The following is a 19,573-nucleotide window of genomic DNA, read 5'->3' on the forward strand; positions in this document are numbered from 1 at the left end:
TGGGCGACGGATAGCGCAAAACAAAAGGGCCGCGTCGTTTTGACGCGGCCTTTTGTTTTCGAAAAGTCTTCCAGGCGTGGAGGCTAGAACTCCTCCCACTCCTCTTTGAGCGCAACCGCCGTTGCGCCGCGAGACACCGGTGCGCCGCCGGGCCGGCTCTGCGGACGCGGCGAACGCGCCGGTGGCGTCATCTCGGCGGGGGGCGGAGACGGTTGCGCCGCAAGCCGGCGCCCCCCAGAGGTCTGGAAGGACTCCACCTGCCTGACCAGTTCGCTGGTCTGGGTCTTCAGCGAGTGCGTCGCCGCCGTTGTCTGCTCGACCATGGCGGCGTTCTGCTGGGTGACCTGATCCATCTGGTTCACGGCCGTATTGACCTCGTGCAGGCCGCTCGACTGTTCCTGGGCGGAGACCGAGATCTGGGCGATCAGCTCATCGATTTCGGCGACTTTCGCCACGATGCCGCGCAGCGCGTCACCCGTCTGCCCCACGAGCGCAACCCCCGCCTCGACCTGCCTGGTCGAGGTGTTGATCAGCGCCTTGATCTCCTTGGCCGCGTCAGCCGAACGCTGGGCCAGCGCCCTGACTTCCTGGGCGACGACCGCGAAACCCCTGCCGGCTTCGCCGGCGCGCGCCGCCTCGACCCCGGCGTTGAGCGCCAACAGGTTCGTCTGGAAGGCGATCTCGTCGATGACGCCGATAATGTTGCCGATCTCGCGGGAGCTGGTTTCGATCTCGCCCATCGCCGAGACCGCCTGGTTGACGACCGCCCCGGAGCGCTCGGCGTCTGTCTTGGCGCCGGCGACCACATCCTGGGCCTGCTTGGCGCCCTCGGCCGAGCGCCGCACCGTGGCGGTGATCTGGTCGAGGGCTGCGGCGGTCTCCTCGAGACTCGCCGCCTGCTGTTCGGTACGGCGCGACAGGTCGTCGGCCGCGACGCTGATTTCGTCGGTGCTGGAGCGGATGCCATCGGTCGCCCCCCCGACCCCGCACATCGCCTGATCCAGCAGGCTCACGGCGTGGTTGAAGTCATCCTTGAGCTTCTGGAATTCGCTGCAGACATCACCGTCGAGCCGCGCCAGCAGATCGCCGGCGGCGAGGCGGTCCAGCGCTTCGGCCAGCAGGGTGACGACATGCTCCTGCCGCGCCTGAGCGGTCTTGCGCTCCGCCTCCAGGCGTTGACGCTCGTTATCGAGCGTTTCCAGGTAGATCGAAATGGCGAAGTCCATATCCAGGAAAATCGCCTTCATCAGAGCGGCCGCCGCCTCGCCGGCGCGTTCAGAGCCCGCCTTCGCCAGGAAGCCCTTGGGCCACATGGAGTCGATCACGGCGCGAACCAGATGATCGCCGACGACCGCATAGCCGCCGATGTACCAGCGAGGCTCCAGCCCGATGCGCGCATGGGTCTGACCAATCGCCCGCACAGCGCGAACATAGTCTTCGCTGAACTGGCCCTCGGCGATCACGCTCCAGTGCGTTTTCTGCCGCGCGCTGGCCGCGTCCATATGCCGGTCGTCGCTGAAGAACTTGCGAGTCTCGGGGGTCGCTCGGACCTTGCCATAGAAGCTGTCGAGCGCCTTGCCGATCTCGGCCTGGATCACAGGTCGCAGGTCGCGCAGCGCCGATCGGGCCTTGTCGTCGATCCCCATGAACGCGGTCCGTTCACCGATCGCGTAGTCCTGGCTCATGGCGGTCCCCATTGTTTCGCTTGGGGAAATCCTCGAACCCTTATCCCTAATGAGCGCTTAACTTTTCCCGCGATGGCTGCGACACCTCGCCGCATGAACCCTTTGGTTGCAAACGTTTGTTGCTGGTGTCCTTCCGCAGACTGACGAGCAAACACGGCGGATTCGCAACCGACGGGCCCGCCCTTTGAAGGGCAGCGACCCGTTGCCGCAGTCACCCCCCGCGCTTGAGCGTCTCGCGTGCGATGATCAATTGTTGGACCTGGCTGGTGCCTTCGTAGATCCGGAAAATCCGAACGTCGCGGTACAGCCGCTCGATCCCATAGTCGGCGACATAGCCGGCGCCGCCGAACACCTGCACGGCCCGATCCGCCACGCGGCCGACCATTTCAGAGGCGAACAGCTTGGAGGACGCGGCCTCCAGCGTGACATTGACCCCGGCGTCCCGCTTGCGGGCCGTCTCCAGCACCAGCGCCTTGGCGGCCAGGGCTTCGGTCTTGCTGTCGGCGATCATCGCCTGGATCAGCTGGAAGCTGGCGATCGGCTGGCCGAACTGCTTGCGTTCGGAGGCATAGGCCACGCAGTCGGCGATCAGGCGCTCAGCGACCCCGACGCAAACGGCGGCGATGTGGAGGCGGCCGCGATCCAGCACCTGCATGGCGACCTTGAAGCCCTCGCCTTCCGCGCCAAGACGGTTCCAGGCCGGCACGCGGACGTTATCGAAGGTCACGTCGTGGATGTGGGCGCCCTGCTGGCCCATCTTCTTTTCAGGCTTGCCGACGGTCAGGCCCGGCAAGTCTCGCGGCACCAGGAAGGCCGAGACTCCCGCCCCGCCCTTGGCGTCGGGATTGGTCCGCGCCATCACCGTAAAGAGCGAGGCCTTGCCCGCATTGGTGATGTAGCGCTTGGAGCCGTTCAGGATGTAGTCGTCGCCGTCCCGGGTGGCGCGGGTCTGGACCGCAGCGCTGTCAGAACCGGCTTCCGGCTCGGTCAGGGCGAACGAGGTGATCACTTCGCCCGAGGCGATCCCCGGCAGCCACTTGGCCTTCTGCTCGTCATTGCCGAACATGACGAGGCCCTGGCTGCCGATGCCGACATTGGTGCCGAACACCGAGCGGAAGGCCGGCGAGGCGCGGCCCAGCTCGATGGCCACCAGCGCCTCTTCCTCCATGGTCAGGCCAAGCCCGCCGAACTCTTCCGGGATCGTGAGGCCAAAGAGGCCAAGCCCCTTCATCTCTTCGATCACATCGTCGGGGACGGCGTCGTTCTCGGCCACCTGGGCCTCGATCGGGCGAAGGCGCTCGGCCACGAAGCGAGCGACCGTTTCGATCAGTTGCTCACGAGTTTCCAGATCGAGGGCCATTCGCATCGTCTCCCAATTTCCAGGCCCCTCGCGGAGACCGCGAGGGTGGCGTCAAACGCTTGTTTTGCCGGGAACTGTAGCGATGGCCCTCGAGAATGGAAGCCTTCCCTTACGCCCGTTCCTGCTGGGCCAGCACGCTCTTGCGCATGCCGTAGGCGACATAGATGAGCGCGCCGATCAGGTGTGCGTAGAGGAAGTAGAGCTGGGTCTTCCCGGGCAGGCTGACGAAGAGATAGAGGCAGCCCAGGATGCCGGCCGGCGCCACGATCGGCCACAGCGGGGTGGAGAACACCCGCGGACGGTTCGGTTCGCGCAGACGCAGCAGGATCACCGAGGCGCCCACGGCGATGAAGGCCCACAGCGTGCCGGCGTTGGCGAGCTCGGCGATGTCCTTCAGCGACAAAAGGCCCGAGATCACCGCCGACAGGACGCCGGTCAGCAGGGTCATCATCACGGGCGTGCCGGTCTTGGCGTTCACCTTCGACAGCGCGCGGGGCAGCAGACCGTCGCGGGCCATCACGAAGAAGATCCGGCTCTGGCCGTACATGAAGGCCAGGATCACGGTCGGCAGGGCGATGACGGCGGCCAGGGCGACCAGCTGGGCGATCTTGCCGTGGTTCAGGCTCTCCAGGATGAAGACCAGCGGGGCCTCGCTCTTGGAGAAGACCTCGGTGCGCGAGGCGCCGATCGAGACGGCGGCGACGATCATGTAGATCGCCGTGCAGACCGCCATCGAGCCGACGATGCCGATGGTCAGGTCGCGCTTGGGGTTCTTGGTCTCCTCAGCGGCGGTCGAGACCGCGTCGAACCCGTAGAAGGCGAAGAAGATCAGGCTGGCGGCGGCCATCACCCCGATCTTGGCGGCGTCGGCGGCCGCGCCTTCAGGCACATGGGCTTGGAAGCCATTTGGCATGAACGGCGTGAAGTGTTCGAGGTTGAACGCGGGCAGGCACAGCACGACGAAGACGATCAGGGCGATGATCTTTACGAAGACCAGAACCATGTTGACCGTCGCGCTCTCGCGGGTGCCCAGGGCCAGAAGGCCCGCCACCGCCATCGAGATGATGACGGCCGGCAGGTTGATCAGTCCGCCCTGGTGAGGGCCCGCCAGCAGGGCGTCGGGGAAGCCGATCATCTTGAACAGGCCATGAGCGTGGGCCGACCAGCCGACCGCCACCGCCGCGCAGACCAGGGTGTATTCGAGGATCAGGCTCCAGCCGACGAACCAGGCGACCGGCTCGCCCATCGCCGCATAGCTGTAGGTGTAGGCGCTGCCCGAGGCCGGGATCATGGTCGACAGCTCGGCGTAGCACAGGGCCGCGCAGGCGCAGACGGCCCCGGCGATCAGGAAGGACAGGATCACGCCCGGCCCGGCCAGACCCGCCCCGACCCCAGTCAGGGTGTAGATGCCGGTGCCGACAATGGCCCCGACGCCCAGGGCCACCAAGTGCGGCCAGCTCAGGGTCTTCTTCAGTTGATGGCTGTCCGCATGGCCAGCGGTGATGGTGTCGATGGCCTTGCGGCGCGTCCAGAAGCTCACTTTTCGGGTCCCTCCGACCAGAGCATGGCAGCCGAAAGTGTCAGCGGTTTCGGCGTCCGCCATGCTCTGCAAATAGTAGCGAGCCTGTTTAACCGCTTCGGATCGAGATCCGAAGCAGACAGGCTCTCGATCCGGACCATGAAGTGGGTTTCGTCCCCAGCCAAGGCTTGTTTTTAGAAGAAAATCCTCGTCAGGGCGTAGGCGAGGATCGCGACGGCCACCGTGAGCGTCAGCAGCAGGATCGCCAGACGCGGCTTGACCTCGAGCAGGGCCTTGGGGCCGAGCTTGGCCGAGATGGCCCCCACACCGGCCAGCAGCAGGAAGCCCGAACAGGCGCCCAGGGCCGACACCAGGGCCGGCGGGATCAGATTGAGACCCCGGGCGGCGGCCAGGGCGGCGAAGCCCCAGACGAAGAGCGGCGGGGCCTGCAGGCCAGACACCCGGCCGCCCTGCGCGGTGCGGGTCAGCATCAGGCCGATCAGCACCACGGCCGGACCCAGCCACAGGATCCGCGACAGCTTGGCCAGGGCCGCCGTGCCGGCCACCTCCGGCGACACCGAGGCCCCCGCGCCGGCCACCTGGGCGACGTCGTGGATCGAGAGGCCGAAGAAGACGCCGGCTTGATGGGCGGTCAGGCCCAGGGCGTTGGCGATCGGCGGATAGGCCAGCATGGCCACGGTGGACAGCAGATTGACCCCGACGATGACCAGCGCCGTCGTGCGCTGGTTCTCCGGGCTGGACGGGGCGGCTTGCGACGCGGCCAAGGCCGCCGAGGCGCCGCAGATCGAGCAGGCGGCCGCGGCGATCAGGGCCTCGGCCAGCGGCAGGCCCAGGGCCGCGCCGGCCAAGGCTCCGATACCAAGACCACCCAGCACCACCGCGCCGCTGGCCAGCACGGCCGGACCGCCCAGGGCGGCGAACTCGCTCCAGCTGATCTGGGCGCCCATCATGGCCACGCCCAGCCTAAGGCCTGGCTTGGCGAACACGTCGAGACCCGCGCCCAACTGCCCCTGCAGGCCCAGCGCGCCCAGCATCATGCCCAGCACCACCGCGATCAGCGGCGCCGGGGCGTGCAGGCTCTGAGACAGGAGCTTGGCCAGCACCGCCATCAGCAGCCCGGCCAGAAGGCCAGGCCCCATGCGGACGGCGCCCAGGCGCAGGGCCGCGGCGGTCATCCGCGGACGGTGTCCCCGCTCATCGAGGCGGCGGCGAAGTGGGCGTCGGCCTTGGCGCAGCGGTTGCTCAGTCGCTCGTGAAGGCGGCGCACGGTCTGGCTGCCGGTGCGCTCGAAGGCGAAGGGCAGAACGCCGTGGATGATGCAGGCCAGACCCGCGCCCAGCAGGGTGAAGCCAAAGCTCCAGGCTACGCCCATGTGCTGGCCATAGCTCTCGCCGACCGACTTGGGATGACGCGTGAACGACAGGTCCATGGAAGCCCCCACTGGTTGAAACTGGAGCGTTCTAGAATGGCGCGGATTCGGAGAAAGGCATTGTTTGAAAGGTTACCATTTCCGCGATATGGAGAATTTTGTTCTCTCCAGACTCGGAATTCGAGATGATTGATCTCGATCAAATCGATCGCCGCCTTCTGGCCATCCTGCAGGAGGACGCCACCGTCCCGATCGCCGAGCTGGCCGAGCGGGTGGGTCTGAGCCAAACCCCCTGCTGGAAGCGGGTGCGCCGCCTGCAGGACGCCGGCGTCATCACCGCCCGCGTCGCCCTCTTGGACCGCGAGGCCCTGGACCTGGGCCTGACCGTCTTCGTCGCCGTCAAGACCGGTCGCCACGACGAGGGCTGGCTGACCCTGTTCGCCGCCGGCGCCAGCGCCCTGCCCGAGGTGGTCGAGTTCTATCGGATGAGCGGCGATGTCGATTATCTCCTCAAGGTCGTGGTCAAGGACATCGCCGCCTATGACCGATTCTACAAACGCCTGATCGCCACCGCCCCGCTGACCGACGTCTCGTCCAGCTTCGCCATGGAACAGATCAAGTTCACGACGGCCCTGCCGATCGCCCCGACCTGAGGGGCGGGTCTAAAATCCTCCCCCCAGCGGGGGAGGATTGAGGCATCCATGCTGCGTTCCCGCTTAGAACTCCCAAGAAACCTCCCTTCCCCTTGATGGGGAAGGGCCGGGGGTGGGGTGACCTGCTGAGCCGGCGGCGGCGCGCGGCCTCGACCGCCGAGATCACCCCACCCCTACCCCTACCCATCGAGGGGAGGGGGCGCGCCTCAACGGCCTCACGCGATCACTCGCTGAAGGTTCGGAAAGGGCTGCGGAGCGCCGGACATCCGTCCGGAGTGTGAGTGTGTTGTTACCGTTTCGACGAAGCCAGGACGCTCCGCGCAGCCGTTATCCGTCAGCCTCCCGGGAAGGTGGCCCTGTTCAGGCCTTACCGGGACCCGAGCGCTTCCGTTTCCGGAGCCGCCCGGCGATCGAAGAGGGACGAACCCTTTCCCCCAACCACGCCGACGGCGGGCGGGTCTGGCCAGCAACCAGATCCCCGGACCGCTCGAGTATCCCCCTCGAACCTGTCCCCGCTCGACCGCCCCCCGCCGCCGCAAATGGTCGCTGGCCATGCGCCCCTTCCTCGCGACGAGGTGGGACCAGTATGGGGGCGATTTCAACGCCGGGGACGGAGCGGCGCAGGAAAGTCGCAAGCCTCTGATCTTGTTGGTGTCTCAGCGCGAAAACGCGGGGATTGAACCCCGCCAATCCCCGTCGCGGGGGCCGCCCTTCAGCCGGGCTATCACCTGCCTCAGCGGAACTGGTTTGATACGCGGGACCGCGCGCGCTTGGGTGAACCTCGGTTTCACCCCGGAGCGGGAGACGATGTCCAAACCTCGCGCCACCACCGCGCCCTTCGATCGCAGCCAAAGCCTCTCGGCCTGGCTGGCCTGCGTCGCCAACGCCATCCCGCTCTGGGTGACGCTGGTCGCCGTGCTGCACGGGAGCCTCGGCCCGATGTCCCTAGAGGCGCAGTTGGCCGCCTATGTCGCCGTGCTGGCGCTGTGGATCGCGCTGTTCAAGCCGTGGACGGCCGAACGCGCTGGGTGAACGAAGGCCGCAGACGCGGACAGGTTAGAACTCTGCTCAGGGTGATTTGGCGGCCTCAGCGCGTCCTTCGAGGCTCGCCTTTGGCGCGCACCTCGCAGGACGCAGGGACGCCCAGAGTCGATAGCCGTCTTCAGCATGAAACGGGCGAGGTCACAGCTGGCCTGGAAGCGCGAACCAGCGCCCGCGTGACGGGGACGCTGCGCAGAAGGTCCCAATCGCTGTCGATCGCGTGCTCGCAAGCCCTTCAAACAGGTAAGACGCTGCCCGCCTTGTCTCGGGACATCACCACGTTGGTGCTGAAGCGGCGCACGTTGCTGTTGTCGAACAGGAGCCGGCGGGAGACAGCCTCGAAATCGGCCATGTCGCGGGCCAGCACGATCAGGATGAAATCGGCCGCCCCGGTCACATAGTAGCACTGTTGCACGTTCGGGTCGGCGCGGACGGCCTTGCGGAACGCGTCCAGCATATCGGCCCGCTCGCGCTCAAGCTCAACACTGACGATGAAGGTCATCGGCAGTCCGATCGCGACAGGATCCAGGACCGCGACCTCAGCGGCGATCACACGCAGCTTGCGCAGGCGCTTGATACGGCGCTGCACGGCGGCGGCGGAGAGACCGATCTCCGCGCCGATTTCCTCGCCCGTCGCCCGAGCGTCCACCTGCAGGCGCCGCAGGATCCGCCGATCAAAATCGTCCAGAGCGTTGTCGTCAGTCATAACGCGCAAAAACTCGAATCCCGTGCGTTTGACAACGCATTTTCAGCGATCTTTGCGGCCAGGCCGCACGAAGAGTCGCTACGCTCCAGATTGCCTTCGCGGGGGCTCCCTTGTTCATCAACCCGGCCCGCGCGCCCTACGGCGCGTGCGGTCGTGTCCTGATGATCAGCGCCGAAGCGGCCCTGCCATGATCCATCCTGGAGACTCTCAATGATCGACCATCTTGAACTGCGCACGCGAGACATCCAGGCGCATCAGCGCTTCTACGGCGATGTCCTTGCGCCCTTGGGATACGTCTTGAAAGTCGACGGCGCGGCGAAGGGCTACGGCGACGGGACCTCTCTTGATCTGTTCTTCGTCGAGGGCGAGCCATCGTCGAACGTCCACTTCGCGTTCGGCGCTTCCAGCCGCAGGGTCGTGGATGAGGTCTACCGGCGCGCTAAGGCGGCGGGACATCAGCTCGACCGCGCGCCGGCCTTAGCCCCGCACGTCCACCCGAACTACTACGCCGGCTATCTGCGCGACCCGGACGGAAGACTCGTCGAGTTCGTCTGCCATCAGGCGGAATGACAGGCGTCGCCAACGCCAGACGCCTGCTTCAATCCCAAAGCCCGATCCCTCAGACCTTGTACGCCGCTTCGACGCGCCAGTTAGGAAAACAGATGGAATTGGACGTAAGGCCTGTCCGTCCGCAGGACGCCCCCGAACTCGCCGATCTGCTCAACCAGATCATCGCGCATGGCGGTACGACGGCGCTTGAGGAGCGGTTTACGCCCCAAGCCCTGGCCGAAGCCTATCTTACCGGAACCAACGTCATCTGCTGCTTCGTCGCCATCAACCGGGCCTCCGGTCGCCTCGAAGGTTTTCAGACTGTGGGCCGCGATCCGAGCCTGCCAAAGGACGTCGGCGATATCGGCACCTTCGCCCGCATGGGAAACGTCCAACGCGGTGTCGGCTCGGCGCTCTTCGCCGCCACACGCGTCGAGGCGCGCCGGCAGGCACTGGTCGCCATCAACGCCACGATCCGAGCCGATAATGCGGGGGGCCTGGCTTTTTACAGCCGCATGGGGTTCGCGGACCACACCGTCCGCCCAGGCGTGCCGCTCAAGGACGGTGTCCTGGTCGATCGCATCGGCAAGCGCTACTCGCTGATCCCGCCGCCTGAACGCGCTGCGGAATGTCCTGACGGATGACGGTGCGGGCGCGGTGAAAGGTCCGTCCAGGGTCGTGAGCGGTCTAGCCCCGAGGGACGCTGCAGCAGGCGCGTCGCCCCCTACTCCGGCCAGAGATCCTGCACGTCGCCCTTGCGGTTGAGCATGTGCGTGGCCCGCTTGATCACCGCCAGCAGGCGCTCTTTCCGGCCGTCCTTGTCATAGGTCAGTGTCGTGCGCGCCAGGCCCTCCAGCATGAACCGGGCAAGGTCCCGGCTGGCCTGGAAGCGGGGACCCGCACCCGCGTGGAGAATCTTCAGGAAGTGATCGCCGGCCTGGGCGCGGTCGAACTCGGCCTGCGCCGGGGCCAGCAGCGCGTGGATGGCCGGGTCGGTGCGGCCGGCGGCCTCCAGCTCGGCGAAGGCGGTGAAGGGGACACTGTGCAGCAGGTCCCAGTAGCTGTCGATCGCATGCTCGGTGACGTCGGCGCCGGCCGGCAGGCTGTCGGCGGCGGCGCGGAACAGGGCCGAGCGCTCGGCCTGGATATGGGCCACAGCGGCCTCGACCAGGGCCTCACGGGTGGGGAAGTGGTAGAGCATCGCCCCGCGCGTCAGGCCGGCCGCGTCAGCGATCGCAGGATTGGTGGCCGCGTGATAGCCGATCTCGGCGATCAGGTGCATGGCCCGGTCCAGAATCCGCGCGCGGGTCTTCTGTGACTTTCTGGTGTCCTTGGCGAGGCGGGCGGCGTCCATCGGCTTGATCTAGTGCGGGCGATGCTGCACCGCAACAGGCAGACGGGCCCTTGCCGCGAAAGGCTCCGGCGCAGGGCGGGGTTTTTGACAGTTTAGTCGAAACTGCGCGTTTTCCAGGCTAACCTTAGGGAAGCCTCAGCGGGACGCGGGCGCAGGGGCGGGCTTCATCAAAGCGACATGCAATCGGCTTAATCGCCACCCACTGGCCGCCGTCGCGCCGATCCGGGGACGGAGCGATCACTCGGCGGCCGCGAGGGGTTCATCCCGGGGGGATTCGACCATGAGCGCCCATATCGACATCCGCCACTATCGCGCCGTGTTCATCAGCGACCTGCACCTGGGCACGCGCGGTTGCCAGGCTGAGCTGTTGCTGGACTTCATCCGCCATATCGAGTGCGACAAGCTCTATCTGGTCGGCGACATCATCGACGGCTGGAAGCTGCGCGGCGGCTGGCACTGGCCCCAGACCCACAACGACGTGGTGCAGAAGATCCTGCGCATGGCCCGCAAGGGCACCGAGGTGATCTATGTGCCCGGCAACCACGATGACGGCGTGCGCGAGTTCTGCGGCGTCCACTTCGGCGGCGTGGTGGTGGCTCGTGACGTGATCCACGAGACCGCCGAGGGCAAGCGCTACCTCGTCGTGCACGGCGACGAGTTCGACGGCGTGGTGCAGCACGCCAAGTGGCTCGCCTTCCTCGGGGATTGGTCCTATAGAACCATCCTCATGCTGAACACTTTGGTGAATCGCCTGCGGCGTCGCCTGGGGTTCGGATACTGGAGTTTCTCGGCCTATCTGAAGGTCAAGGTGAAGAACGCGTTGCAGTTCATCGAGAACTTCGAGGCCGCCGTGGCCGATGAAGCCCGACGTCGCGGGGTGGACGGCGTGATCTGTGGTCACATCCACAAGGCCGAGATGCGCGACATCGACGGCATTCACTACGTCAACGACGGCGACTGGGTGGAAAGCTGCACGGCCCTGGCCGAGCACGCCGACGGCCGCCTCGAGATCGTCGAATGGGCCAAGGTGCGGTCGTGGTCGGTGATCGACCGCGCGCCCGCCCGGTCCTCCGACGAGCCGATGCCGGAGCCGGCCGCCGCCTGATGCGAATACTGCTTGCGACCGATGCGTGGGAGCCCCAGGTCAACGGGGTGGTTCGGACCCTGAGCCGTGTGACTGAAGAGTTGCGGGCCATGGGCCACGTGGTCGACGTGGTCAGTCCTGACCAATTCCCGACCTTCCCGCTGCCGACCTATCCGGAAATCAAGCTGGCCATCGGCGCCTATGAACCGGTGCAGGAGCGCTTCAAGCTGTTCGAGCCCGAGGCGATCCACATCGCCACCGAGGGGCCGATCGGCCTGGCCGCGCGGCGGATCTGCCTGGAATGGAAGCTGCCGTTCACCACCAGCTACCATACCAAGTTCCCCGAATATGTCTCGGCGCGCCTGCCGCTGCCGCTGGCGGCCGGCTACACCTACATGCGCTGGTTCCACAAGCCGTCGGGCCGTCTGATGGTGGCCACGCCGACCATGCGCGACGAGCTGGCCAAGCACGGCTTCCGCAACCTCTCGCCGTGGTCGCGCGGGGTGGACACCGACATCTTCAAGCCCCGCCAGCCGGACGAACCGGACCTGTTCGAGGGCCTGGCGCGGCCGATCTTCCTCAATGTCGGCCGGGTGGCCGTGGAGAAGAACATCGAGGCCTTCGCCAGCCTTGATTTGCCGGGCACCAAGGTCGTGATCGGCGATGGGCCCCAGCGCGAAGAGCTGGCCGAGAAGTATCCCGAGGTGAAGTTCCTGGGCGCCAAGTTCGGAGACGAGCTGGGTCGCTATTTCGGCTGCGCCGACGTGTTCTGCTTCCCGTCGCTCACCGACACTTTCGGCCTCGTCATCCTGGAAGCCATGGCCGCCGGCGTGCCGGTGGCGGCGTTCTCGGCCCCGGGTCCGGTGGACATCATCCCCGGCTCCAATGCCGGCGTCCTGGCGCCGGGCCAGACCGAAGGCCTTCGCGAGGCGTGCCTGGCGTGCCTGGATCTGGACCGCACCGTGGTGCGCAAGTTCGCCGAACGGTTCTCGTGGCGCGCCTGCGCCGAGGAGTTCTTCCGCAACCTGCAGCCCTATCCGGAACCGGAAAAGACCCGCTTCTGGCGGCGACTGCGGCGCCTGGCGCGCCTGCGCAAGAAGACGGCGGCTTAAAACACCCGCCCCTGCAGCCACAGGATCGCCGGATAGGCGCTCAGCCACGTCCAGAAGAAGCGGTTGAGCCCGAACAGGCAGGCGTTGGCCAGGTGGAAGGTTCCGGCCACGACCAGACCGACCATCAGGGCCGGCGGCCACAGCAGGGTCAGCGGGAACACAAGCTCAAAGCCCATCACGCCCCAGGACATGGCTCGCAAGAGCCGAGGTCGGTCGGCGAAGCCGCGCAGGCTCTCGGCCACCGGATAGGCCGAGAACTGGAAGACGTCCCTTAGCGCCCGCCCCGAGCGCCAGTCGGGGTTCACCACCTTGACCCAGCCTGAGATGAAATAGGACAGGGTCAGCTGCGCCCCCAGATAGCCGAAGGCCAGCTCGGCCAGGATCGGGGTCGGCGCCAGGCTCGACAGCGCCAGGCACCAGAGGATCAAGAGCCCCATCCGGTCGCTGCCGCCGTTATAGGGCCCCTGGAAGCGGTGCAGGATCAGCAGCGACAAACCCGCCAGCCCGACCAGCGGCCAGGGGCCAGCGACGCCCGCCAGCACTAGGACCGCCAGGACGATCCGCGCGCCGAACAGGACGCGCTCATCGCGGAACCCGCGCAGGTGCTCCAGGCTCTGCTGGATCAGCGCCAGGGCCAGCAGGATCTCGACGAGGCGACGGGCCAGCTCCAGGCTCATCGGATGTCGATCTCCGCCAGCCGCCGCGGCGCGGGCTGGACCATGACCTCCTCGGTCAGGGTCTCGCCCTCGCGGTGGACGAACACGAGACGGAAGCACAGCCACGGCCGCGCGGGGTCCTGCGGCTCGGCCGCCAGATCGGCGGCGATGCGCTTGAAGAGCTCGGCTTCGCTGTGTTCGGGCGTGCGGTCCTCGGCCAGCCGCTCGGCGCAGCTCATCACGAAGAGGGTCTGGTTCCAGCGCGGATTCCAGACCAGGCGCTGCAACATCTCAGGCAGGGACACCCGCGCCGGCCTTGGTCGAAACACCTGCCAGGTCCCGCTGGTGTCGCCGGGCGAGGCCAGCAGGGCGTACTCGACGCGCGGCGCCGGCGCGATGACGTCGAAGAAGTTCCACGACGGAACCAGGGCCGGGGCCAGAAGCTTCAGCGGCGCGAGGAGCTGTGCAGGCGTCATGGCCTGGCGCCTGACGGGCGGGCGGCGGATCGAGCAGACATCGGAAGTCCTTGGTCGCCACCAAGCTACAGCGCTGCGAGTGACTCGGACAACCGCCCAGGCTGGCCGGCCCTACGCCGCCTTCGCCGTCTGCCGCGCCACGTAGCGGCGCACGCGTTTGCGGGTTTTCTTCAGCAAGCGCCAGCGGGCCTTGCGCAACACGAGCTTCTCGGTGCGCAGCATCTGTTGCCAGACGACCAGCAGCACCTCGGGCTCGCGGCGCATCAGGCGGCGGATCGGGAACACCAGCTTGGGATGGCGGCGCTGCAAGCGGATGAACTGCTTGCGGGCCTGGAACGAGTAACGCAGCACGATCATCAGGCCCACGACCAGCAGCGGCAGGCCCACATGCCCGGGCAGAGGCGTCAGGATGGCGCCGGCCAGGATGACCAGGGCTCCAAGGCCGATGGCCGCCCAGCGAAACGCGCGGGCGGCGGCTTCACGCAGCAGCAGGGCCAGCCGCGCGCGGCGCCGGACCTTGTGCTTGATGCCGTCTAGAGCTTGGGTGGCGGCCGTCACCGGTCCGCGTGCTTGCGAGCGCGCCGTTTCAGCGACTTGCGCCAGCGCACGCCCACGCGCCACTTGCGCGGCATGACGATGCGCTCGATGCGCAACGCCTGTTGCCACGCCACGGGAATGACCTCGGGCTCGCGGCGCAGCAGGCGACGGATCGGGAAGATCAGCTTGGGGTGAGCCTGCTGGAAGCGGACGAACTGCTTGCGGGCCTTGAACGAGTTGCGCAGCACCAGCATCAGGCCGATGACCGTCAGCGGCAGGCCCATCGGGCCCGGCAGCGGCGCGATCAGCGCGCCGCCGGCGATGAACACCAGGCCAAGCGCCACCAGCGCCACGCGCATAAAGCGCGCGACGAGCTCGCGGGCGAGATCATCGGCGGTGCGGCGGGCGCGCGGCATGGCGAAAGCAAGAGCATTCATGGGAGGTCAACGGGGCTCGCGCCTCGCCTGCTCCCTGGGAAAACCAGTCAGCCCCGACGCGCCTCCCCGATATGTGGAGGGAAGAGGGCGCCGTAAAGGCGCCCTCTGGTCGCAAGGGGGTATGGAAAATGCTATTCAGCCGCTAGTGGCGCCGCAGCAACAGGTTTCCACCTCAACCGGGGCTTGCGGGCGGCCTGGGTCTCGTCCAGGCGCCGGAGCGGCGCGTGGAAGGGCGCGCCCTTGAACCGCTCGACGTCGCCGGCCTTGGCGGCGCCCGCCAGGGCGCGCAGGGCGGTAATGAAGCGATCCAGCTCGTGCTTGCTCTCGGTTTCGGTCGGCTCGATCAGCATCGCGCCGTGGACGACCAGTGGGAAGTACATGGTCATCGGGTGGAATCCCTCGTCGATCATCGCCTTGGCGAAGTCGAGCGTGGTCACGCCGGTGCCTTCCAGCCAGCGATCGTCGAACAGAGCCTCGTGCATGCACGGCCCTTCGGGGAAGGCCGGGGTCATCACGTCCTTGAGCTTCGCCTTGATGTAGTTGGCGTTGAGGACGGCGTCCTCGGCCACCTGGCGCAGGCCGTCAGCGCCGTGGCTGAGCATGTAGGCGTAGGCGCGGACATACATGCCCATCTGACCGTGGAAGGCGCTCATGCGGCCAAAGGCGGTCTTGGCGTCGTCGTCGCCGGCGTGCTCGGCCAGCTCAAAGCCGTTGTCGCCGTGGGTCAGCCAGGGCGTCGGCGCGAACGGCGCCAGTGCCTCGGAGAGCACCACCGGACCCGCGCCCGGACCACCGCCGCCGTGGGGCGTCGAGAAGGTCTTGTGCAGGTTGATGTGCATGGCGTCGACGCCCAGATCGCCCGGACGCACCCGGCCGACAATGGCGTTGAAGTTGGCGCCGTCGCAGTAGAAATAGGCCCCGGCCGCGTGGGTCAGACGGGCGATCTCGACGACGTCGCGCTCGAACAGGCCGCAGGTGTTGGGGTTGGTGACCATGATGGCGGCCACGTGGTCGCCGAGCTTGGACTCCAGGTCCGCCAGATCAACGCGGCCGTCTTCCGTCTGGGCGATCTCGACGACGGTGTAGCCGACGAAGGCCGCCGTGGCCGGGTTGGTGCCGTGGGCGCTGGTGGGCGCCAGGACCGTCTTGCGGTGGCCGTTGCCGGCCGCCTCGTGGGCGGCGCGGATGGCCAGCAGGCCGCACAGCTCGCCATGGGCGCCGGCCTTGGGCGTCAGGGCGACGGCGGGCATGCCGGTCAGGGTCTTCAGCCAGTGGGCCAGACGGTCCATCAGCTCCAGCGCGCCCTGCACCGTCGATTGCGGTTGCAGGGGGTGGATGTCCGAGAAGCCGGGCAGGCGCGCCATCTTCTCGTTCAGGCGCGGGTTGTGCTTCATCGTGCACGAGCCCAGCGGATACAGCGCCAGGTCGATGGCGTGGTTCTTTTGGCTGAGGCGCACGTAGTGGCGGACGGTCTCCGGCTCCGACAGGCCCGGCAGGCCGATCGGCGCGTCGCGCAGCAGGCCAGCGAGGTCGCTGGACGGCGCGGCGGTGACGGGCGGCAGATCGACGCCGGTCTTGTTCCAGCCGTCCAGTTCAAAGATCAGGGCCTCGTCCTGCAGCAGACCGCGAGCGCCGGTCAGGGTCTCGTGACCGTTGGCGGCGTCGTTGGCGGCTTCGGGACGCGTGGGGCGGCCGACATTGTTCATGCTCATTGGGCGAACACCTTGGTCAGGGCCTTGGCGAAAACATTGATGTCGATATCGAGCGTGGTCTCGGTGGCAGCGACCAGCAACACGTCGTCGAGGCCGGCCTTGGCGTCGAGGCGCGAGAACGGCACGCCGGCGATGACGCCGTGGGCGGCCAGGGTCTCGACGACCTCGGCGGCCTTGCCCGGAACCTTGATGGCGAACTCGTTGAAGAAGCGGGGCGTGAGGATCTCGACGCCCGGCACGGCCTTCAGCGCGTCACGCAGGGCCAGGGCCTTCTGGTGGTTGACCGCCGCCAGTTGGCGCAGGCCCGTCTCGCCCAACAGGCTCATATGGATCGAGAAGGCCAGGGCGCACAGGCCGCTGTTGGTGCAGATGTTGCTGGTGGCCTTGTCGCGACGGATGTGCTGTTCGCGGGTCGACAGGGTCAGCACGAAGCCGCGCTTGCCGTCGGCGTCGACCGTCTCGCCGCACAGGCGGCCCGGCATCTGGCGGACGAACTTTTCCTTGCAGGCGAAGAGGCCGACATAGGGGCCGCCGAAGTTCAGGCCGTTGCCGATCGACTGGCCCTCGGCCACGGCGATGTCCGCGCCCATCTCGCCGGGCGACTTCAGCAGGCCAAACGAGACGGCTTCGGTGGTGACGACAATCAGCAGCGCGCCGGCGGCTTGCGCCGCCTCGGCGATCTTGCTCACGTCGGTGACCGTGCCGAACACGTTCGGGGTCTGGACGACAACGCAGGCGGTGTCGGCGTCGATGGCGGCGATCACCGCATCCTCGGCGTCGACGGCGGCCGGCAGGGCCTGGGTGGCGACGCCGGCGGCGTGGGCCAGGGTCTCGATGGCGCCGACATAGTGCGGGTGCACGCCGCCCGACATCACCGCCTTGTTCCGGCGGGTGACGCGCTGGGCCATCATCACGGCCTCGGCCGCGCCGGTGGAGCCGTCATAGAGCGAGGCGTTGGCCACTTCCATGCCGGTCAGGGCCGCGACCTGGGTCTGGAACTCGAACAGGACCTGCAAGGTGCCCTGGGCGATTTCCGGCTGATACGGCGTGTAGCTGGTCAGGAACTCCGACCGCTGGATGATGTGGTCGACCGTGGCCGGCACATGGTGGCGATAGGCGCCGGCGCCGCAGAAGAACGGCCCCTCCCCCGCGGCGCGATTGCGACGGGCCAGGCCCGCCATCTCACGCTCGACGTCCAGTTCGCCGGCATGGTGCGGCAGGTCCACCGGCGCGTCGCGACGGGCCGAGACCGGCACGTCGACAAAGAGGTCGTTGATCGACTTGACGCCGATCGCGCCGAGCATCTCGACGCGGTCTTCGGGGGTCAGGGGGAGGTAGCGCATGTTTTTCGTACCTAGCTTGTCATCCCGGCCGGAGCGAAGCGGAGAGCCGGGACCGTGTGAAAGCGCTGCGCTTCCGGCGGTCCCGGATCGACCTGCGGTCGCCCGGGATGACAGATTTCTACAGAGTGCCCAGGAAGGCTTCGTAGGCGTCGCGGTCCATCAGGGCGTCGACTTCAGCCGGGTTGGCGAGCTTGATCTTGGCGAACCAGCCGCCGCTTTCCGGCAGGGCGTTGACGGTTTCGGGCGCGCCGGCCAGCTCGCCGTTGCCCTCGATCACCTCGCCCGACACCGGGGCGTAAACGTCAGAGGCGGCCTTGACGCTCTCGACGACGGCCAGGCCTTCGCCCTGCTTGACGACCTTGCCCGCTTCTGGGGTCTCGACGAACACGACGTCGCCCAGCTGCTCGGCGGCGTAGGCGGTGATGCCGACCGTGGCCACATCGCCCTCGACGATGACCCACTCGTGATCCTTGGTGAAACGCATCTTAGGTGAGCCCCCTGAAATTAGAGTTTGCGGACGTAACGGTTCGGAACGAACGGGCTGGCCACCACCTCGGCGGCGGCCGGCTTGCCTCGGACGATGACCTTGAGCTTGGTCCCCACCGCCGCATAGGCGGGCGGGGCGAAACCGATGGCGATCGGGACGCCGAGGCTGGGCGCGAAGCCGCCGCTGGTCACCTTGCCGATGACATTGCCTGCTTCGTCGGCGATCTCGGCGCCTTCGCGCGCCGGCGCGCCTTCCAGCACCTTCAGGTTCACACGGACGCGCGACAGCTCCCCGGCCAGTTCCTTGCCGATGCGGGCCGCGCCCAGATAGTCGCCGGCCTCGCGGCGCGACTTGCCGACGGCGAAGTTCAGGCCCGCCTCGATCGGCGAGACGGTCTCGTCCAGGTCATGGCCATAGAGCGGCAGGCCGGCTTCCAGGCGCAGGCTGTCACGCGCGCCCAGGCCGATCGGCTTGACCCGTTCATCGGCCAGCAGGGTGTTCCACACCCGCTCGGCGGCGTCGGCGGGCACCGAAATCTCGTAACCGTCCTCGCCGGTATAGCCCGAGCGCGAGATGATCGCATCGACGCCAAAGGCGCTCAGGGCGCGAGCGTCCATGAACACCATCTGCGCGGCTTCCGGCACATGGGCGGCCAGCACGGCGGCGGCCTCGGGGCCCTGCAACGCCAGCAGCGCGCAGTCTTCCAGGCGGGTCACGGAGGCTTCGCCGGCCAGTTCCCGAGCGATGATGGCGTAATCGTTATCCTTGCAGGCGCCGTTGACGACGACGAACAGGCCGTCTTCGTCCGGCCGAGCGGTCATCAGGTCATCGACGATGCCGCCGTCGGCGTTCAGCAGCACGCCATAGCGCTGCTTGCCGGCCTTCAGGCCCTGATAGTCGGCCGAGACGACCTTCTCGAAGCTCTTGGCCGGGTTCTCGCCCCGGATGCGGGCCTGGCCCATGTGCGAGACGTCGAACAGACCGGTGTGCTCGCGGGTCCAGAGATGCTCTTTCAGCACCCCGTCCTTGTACTGCACCGGCATGGAATAGCCCGCGAACGGAACCATACGCGCGCCCGCCGCCACATGGGCGTCGTAGAGCGGAGTCTTCTTCAGATCTTGATCGGACGAGTCTTGGCTGGACAAGCGGGGCGGGCTCCAAGCGGGGACGGCGACGGGTCCGGCCTGACGCCGGCAAGTCGCCCCCGCTGTCCCTTTGGCCTGAGAGATTCCGGCCTCGCCCCTCCGCCGGACGGGTTTGGCCTTGCTCCTTCGGCGAGCCCCTCCGGTGGAGAGACTGCTTTCCAGCGTTCCTAAACCCGCGCGGTCCTTTTGCCTGAGCGTTTCCGGGGCGGTTGCGCCTTCGGCCTCGGGATCGAATCCCGATGTCTCCCGCGAGGGTCGTGGGCTCTTTGGGGGACGGGACGGGCGGAGTCAACGGCGGACGTCGGGGCTCGCCCGATGATTGCGAAC

The 19,573-nt window shown here is 67.4% G+C and carries 22 protein-coding genes, 1 pseudogene and 1 riboswitch; of the genes and pseudogenes, 7 read left to right on the forward strand and 16 right to left on the reverse strand.

Features of this window, described 5'->3' with window-relative positions; all coding sequences use genetic code 11:
- Positions 1–83: 83 nt before the first annotated feature.
- The 5 genes from CA606_RS17540 to CA606_RS17560 form a co-directional block, all read right to left on the reverse strand.
- On the reverse strand, positions 84–1,697 hold the full coding sequence (locus tag CA606_RS17540) for a methyl-accepting chemotaxis protein (protein WP_096053362.1): 1,614 nt from the start codon (positions 1,695–1,697) through the stop codon (positions 84–86).
- A gap of 199 nt (positions 1,698–1,896) precedes the next feature.
- Positions 1,897–3,045 carry an acyl-CoA dehydrogenase family protein gene (locus tag CA606_RS17545; protein WP_096053361.1) on the reverse strand — a complete coding sequence of 383 codons (1,149 nt, stop codon included), beginning with the start codon at positions 3,043–3,045 and terminating at the stop codon, positions 1,897–1,899.
- A 109-nt stretch (positions 3,046–3,154) separates the two neighbouring features.
- The gene (locus tag CA606_RS17550; protein ID WP_181242916.1) at positions 3,155–4,606 is read right to left on the reverse strand and encodes an amino acid permease; all 1,452 of its coding nucleotides are present in this window, start codon (positions 4,604–4,606) and stop codon (positions 3,155–3,157) included.
- A 152-nt stretch (positions 4,607–4,758) separates the two neighbouring features.
- Complete coding sequence (locus tag CA606_RS17555; RefSeq protein ID WP_096053359.1) at positions 4,759–5,760, reverse strand: putative sulfate exporter family transporter; 1,002 nt, start codon at positions 5,758–5,760, stop codon at positions 4,759–4,761.
- A complete protein-coding gene (locus tag CA606_RS17560) occupies positions 5,757–6,014 on the reverse strand; it encodes a DUF6356 family protein (protein WP_096053358.1) in 258 nt (85 codons plus the stop codon). The genes CA606_RS17555 and CA606_RS17560 overlap by 4 nt, the downstream gene beginning before the upstream one ends.
- A 125-nt stretch (positions 6,015–6,139) precedes the next feature.
- Between CA606_RS17560 and CA606_RS17565 the strand changes: the two genes are divergently transcribed.
- On the forward strand, positions 6,140–6,607 hold the full coding sequence (locus CA606_RS17565; RefSeq protein ID WP_423752938.1) for an Lrp/AsnC family transcriptional regulator: 468 nt from the start codon (positions 6,140–6,142) through the stop codon (positions 6,605–6,607).
- A gap of 95 nt (positions 6,608–6,702) precedes the next feature.
- A complete protein-coding gene (locus CA606_RS20360) occupies positions 6,703–6,888 on the forward strand; it encodes a hypothetical protein (RefSeq protein ID WP_233282213.1) in 186 nt (61 codons plus the stop codon).
- Positions 6,889–6,974: 86 nt separating this feature from the next.
- On the opposite strand, the pseudogene CA606_RS20365 reads toward CA606_RS20360, so the two are convergent.
- Positions 6,975–7,192: pseudogene (locus CA606_RS20365) on the reverse strand (hypothetical protein).
- Between the two features lie 222 nt (positions 7,193–7,414).
- Between CA606_RS20365 and CA606_RS17575 the strand changes: the two are divergent.
- Positions 7,415–7,639: a hypothetical protein gene (locus CA606_RS17575; RefSeq protein WP_096053961.1), complete on the forward strand. Its 225-nt coding sequence runs from the start codon at positions 7,415–7,417 to the stop codon at positions 7,637–7,639.
- Positions 7,640–7,883: 244 nt separating this feature from the next.
- Here CA606_RS17575 and CA606_RS17580 read toward each other — a convergent pair whose 3' ends face one another.
- Complete coding sequence (locus tag CA606_RS17580; RefSeq protein WP_096053356.1) at positions 7,884–8,354, reverse strand: Lrp/AsnC family transcriptional regulator; 471 nt, start codon at positions 8,352–8,354, stop codon at positions 7,884–7,886.
- A gap of 210 nt (positions 8,355–8,564) precedes the next feature.
- On the opposite strand from CA606_RS17580, the gene CA606_RS17585 reads away from it, so the two are divergent.
- Positions 8,565–8,924 (forward strand): VOC family protein, encoded by a 360-nt coding sequence (locus tag CA606_RS17585; protein WP_096053355.1) that lies wholly within the window; start codon positions 8,565–8,567, stop codon positions 8,922–8,924.
- Positions 8,925–9,016: 92 nt separating this feature from the next.
- Positions 9,017–9,547 (forward strand): GNAT family N-acetyltransferase, encoded by a 531-nt coding sequence (locus CA606_RS17590; RefSeq protein WP_096053354.1) that lies wholly within the window; start codon positions 9,017–9,019, stop codon positions 9,545–9,547.
- A gap of 80 nt (positions 9,548–9,627) precedes the next feature.
- On the opposite strand, the gene CA606_RS17595 is transcribed toward CA606_RS17590, so the two are convergent.
- A complete protein-coding gene (locus tag CA606_RS17595) occupies positions 9,628–10,257 on the reverse strand; it encodes a TetR/AcrR family transcriptional regulator (RefSeq protein ID WP_096053353.1) in 630 nt (209 codons plus the stop codon).
- Between the two features lie 280 nt (positions 10,258–10,537).
- Here CA606_RS17595 and CA606_RS17600 point away from each other — a divergent pair, with 280 nt between their 5' ends.
- Both CA606_RS17600 and CA606_RS17605 read left to right on the forward strand, forming a co-directional pair.
- Positions 10,538–11,362 (forward strand): UDP-2,3-diacylglucosamine diphosphatase, encoded by an 825-nt coding sequence (locus CA606_RS17600; protein WP_096053352.1) that lies wholly within the window; start codon positions 10,538–10,540, stop codon positions 11,360–11,362.
- Positions 11,362–12,453, forward strand: coding sequence for a glycosyltransferase family 4 protein (locus CA606_RS17605; RefSeq protein ID WP_096053351.1), 1,092 nt, complete (start codon positions 11,362–11,364; stop codon positions 12,451–12,453). The genes CA606_RS17600 and CA606_RS17605 overlap by 1 nt, the downstream gene beginning before the upstream one ends.
- Here CA606_RS17605 and CA606_RS17610 read toward each other — a convergent pair.
- The 8 genes from CA606_RS17610 to gcvT all read right to left on the reverse strand — a co-directional run bounded on the left by CA606_RS17610 (position 12,450) and on the right by gcvT (position 19,246).
- On the reverse strand, positions 12,450–13,130 hold the full coding sequence (locus CA606_RS17610; RefSeq protein WP_096053350.1) for an HTTM domain-containing protein: 681 nt from the start codon (positions 13,128–13,130) through the stop codon (positions 12,450–12,452). The genes CA606_RS17605 and CA606_RS17610 overlap by 4 nt on opposite strands.
- Positions 13,127–13,585 (reverse strand): hypothetical protein, encoded by a 459-nt coding sequence (locus tag CA606_RS17615; protein ID WP_096053349.1) that lies wholly within the window; start codon positions 13,583–13,585, stop codon positions 13,127–13,129. Before CA606_RS17615 ends, CA606_RS17610 begins: the two co-directional genes overlap by 4 nt.
- A gap of 111 nt (positions 13,586–13,696) precedes the next feature.
- Complete coding sequence (locus tag CA606_RS17620; protein ID WP_096053348.1) at positions 13,697–14,143, reverse strand: hypothetical protein; 447 nt, start codon at positions 14,141–14,143, stop codon at positions 13,697–13,699.
- Complete coding sequence (locus CA606_RS17625; protein ID WP_096053347.1) at positions 14,140–14,559, reverse strand: hypothetical protein; 420 nt, start codon at positions 14,557–14,559, stop codon at positions 14,140–14,142. Before CA606_RS17625 ends, CA606_RS17620 begins: the two co-directional genes overlap by 4 nt.
- A gap of 131 nt (positions 14,560–14,690) precedes the next feature.
- On the reverse strand, positions 14,691–16,271 hold the full coding sequence (gcvPB, locus tag CA606_RS17630) for an aminomethyl-transferring glycine dehydrogenase subunit GcvPB (protein WP_096053346.1): 1,581 nt from the start codon (positions 16,269–16,271) through the stop codon (positions 14,691–14,693).
- Positions 16,268–17,614 carry an aminomethyl-transferring glycine dehydrogenase subunit GcvPA gene (gene gcvPA / locus CA606_RS17635; RefSeq protein WP_096053345.1) on the reverse strand — a complete coding sequence of 449 codons (1,347 nt, stop codon included), beginning with the start codon at positions 17,612–17,614 and terminating at the stop codon, positions 16,268–16,270. Before gcvPA ends, gcvPB begins: the two co-directional genes overlap by 4 nt.
- Before the next feature lie 118 nt (positions 17,615–17,732).
- The gene (gene gcvH, locus CA606_RS17640) at positions 17,733–18,098 is read right to left on the reverse strand and encodes a glycine cleavage system protein GcvH (protein ID WP_096053344.1); all 366 of its coding nucleotides are present in this window, start codon (positions 18,096–18,098) and stop codon (positions 17,733–17,735) included.
- Between the two features lie 20 nt (positions 18,099–18,118).
- On the reverse strand, positions 18,119–19,246 hold the full coding sequence (gene gcvT / locus CA606_RS17645; protein WP_096053343.1) for a glycine cleavage system aminomethyltransferase GcvT: 1,128 nt from the start codon (positions 19,244–19,246) through the stop codon (positions 18,119–18,121).
- A gap of 168 nt (positions 19,247–19,414) precedes the next feature.
- Positions 19,415–19,505, reverse strand: a riboswitch (glycine riboswitch).
- Positions 19,506–19,573 lie beyond the last annotated feature (68 nt).

This window comes from Caulobacter vibrioides (genome assembly GCF_002310375.3).
Classification (GTDB): Bacteria; Pseudomonadota; Alphaproteobacteria; order Caulobacterales; family Caulobacteraceae; genus Caulobacter; species Caulobacter vibrioides_D.

Coding starts and splice junctions, on each gene's coding strand:
- CA606_RS17540 (WP_096053362.1), bottom strand. CDS start 1,697: ATGGGGACCGCCATGAGCCAGGACTACGCGATCGGTGAACGGACCGCG.
- CA606_RS17545 (WP_096053361.1), bottom strand. CDS start 3,045: ATGGCCCTCGATCTGGAAACTCGTGAGCAACTGATCGAAACGGTCGCT.
- CA606_RS17555 (WP_096053359.1), bottom strand. CDS start 5,760: ATGACCGCCGCGGCCCTGCGCCTGGGCGCCGTCCGCATGGGGCCTGGC.
- CA606_RS17560 (WP_096053358.1), bottom strand. CDS start 6,014: ATGGACCTGTCGTTCACGCGTCATCCCAAGTCGGTCGGCGAGAGCTAT.
- CA606_RS17565 (WP_423752938.1), top strand. CDS start 6,140: ATGATTGATCTCGATCAAATCGATCGCCGCCTTCTGGCCATCCTGCAG.
- CA606_RS20360 (WP_233282213.1), top strand. CDS start 6,703: ATGGGGAAGGGCCGGGGGTGGGGTGACCTGCTGAGCCGGCGGCGGCGC.
- CA606_RS17575 (WP_096053961.1), top strand. CDS start 7,415: ATGTCCAAACCTCGCGCCACCACCGCGCCCTTCGATCGCAGCCAAAGC.
- CA606_RS17580 (WP_096053356.1), bottom strand. CDS start 8,354: ATGACTGACGACAACGCTCTGGACGATTTTGATCGGCGGATCCTGCGG.
- CA606_RS17585 (WP_096053355.1), top strand. CDS start 8,565: ATGATCGACCATCTTGAACTGCGCACGCGAGACATCCAGGCGCATCAG.
- CA606_RS17590 (WP_096053354.1), top strand. CDS start 9,017: ATGGAATTGGACGTAAGGCCTGTCCGTCCGCAGGACGCCCCCGAACTC.
- CA606_RS17595 (WP_096053353.1), bottom strand. CDS start 10,257: ATGGACGCCGCCCGCCTCGCCAAGGACACCAGAAAGTCACAGAAGACC.
- CA606_RS17600 (WP_096053352.1), top strand. CDS start 10,538: ATGAGCGCCCATATCGACATCCGCCACTATCGCGCCGTGTTCATCAGC.
- CA606_RS17605 (WP_096053351.1), top strand. CDS start 11,362: ATGCGAATACTGCTTGCGACCGATGCGTGGGAGCCCCAGGTCAACGGG.
- CA606_RS17610 (WP_096053350.1), bottom strand. CDS start 13,130: ATGAGCCTGGAGCTGGCCCGTCGCCTCGTCGAGATCCTGCTGGCCCTG.
- CA606_RS17615 (WP_096053349.1), bottom strand. CDS start 13,585: ATGACGCCTGCACAGCTCCTCGCGCCGCTGAAGCTTCTGGCCCCGGCC.
- CA606_RS17625 (WP_096053347.1), bottom strand. CDS start 14,559: ATGAATGCTCTTGCTTTCGCCATGCCGCGCGCCCGCCGCACCGCCGAT.
- gcvPB (WP_096053346.1), bottom strand. CDS start 16,271: ATGAGCATGAACAATGTCGGCCGCCCCACGCGTCCCGAAGCCGCCAAC.
- gcvPA (WP_096053345.1), bottom strand. CDS start 17,614: ATGCGCTACCTCCCCCTGACCCCCGAAGACCGCGTCGAGATGCTCGGC.
- gcvH (WP_096053344.1), bottom strand. CDS start 18,098: ATGCGTTTCACCAAGGATCACGAGTGGGTCATCGTCGAGGGCGATGTG.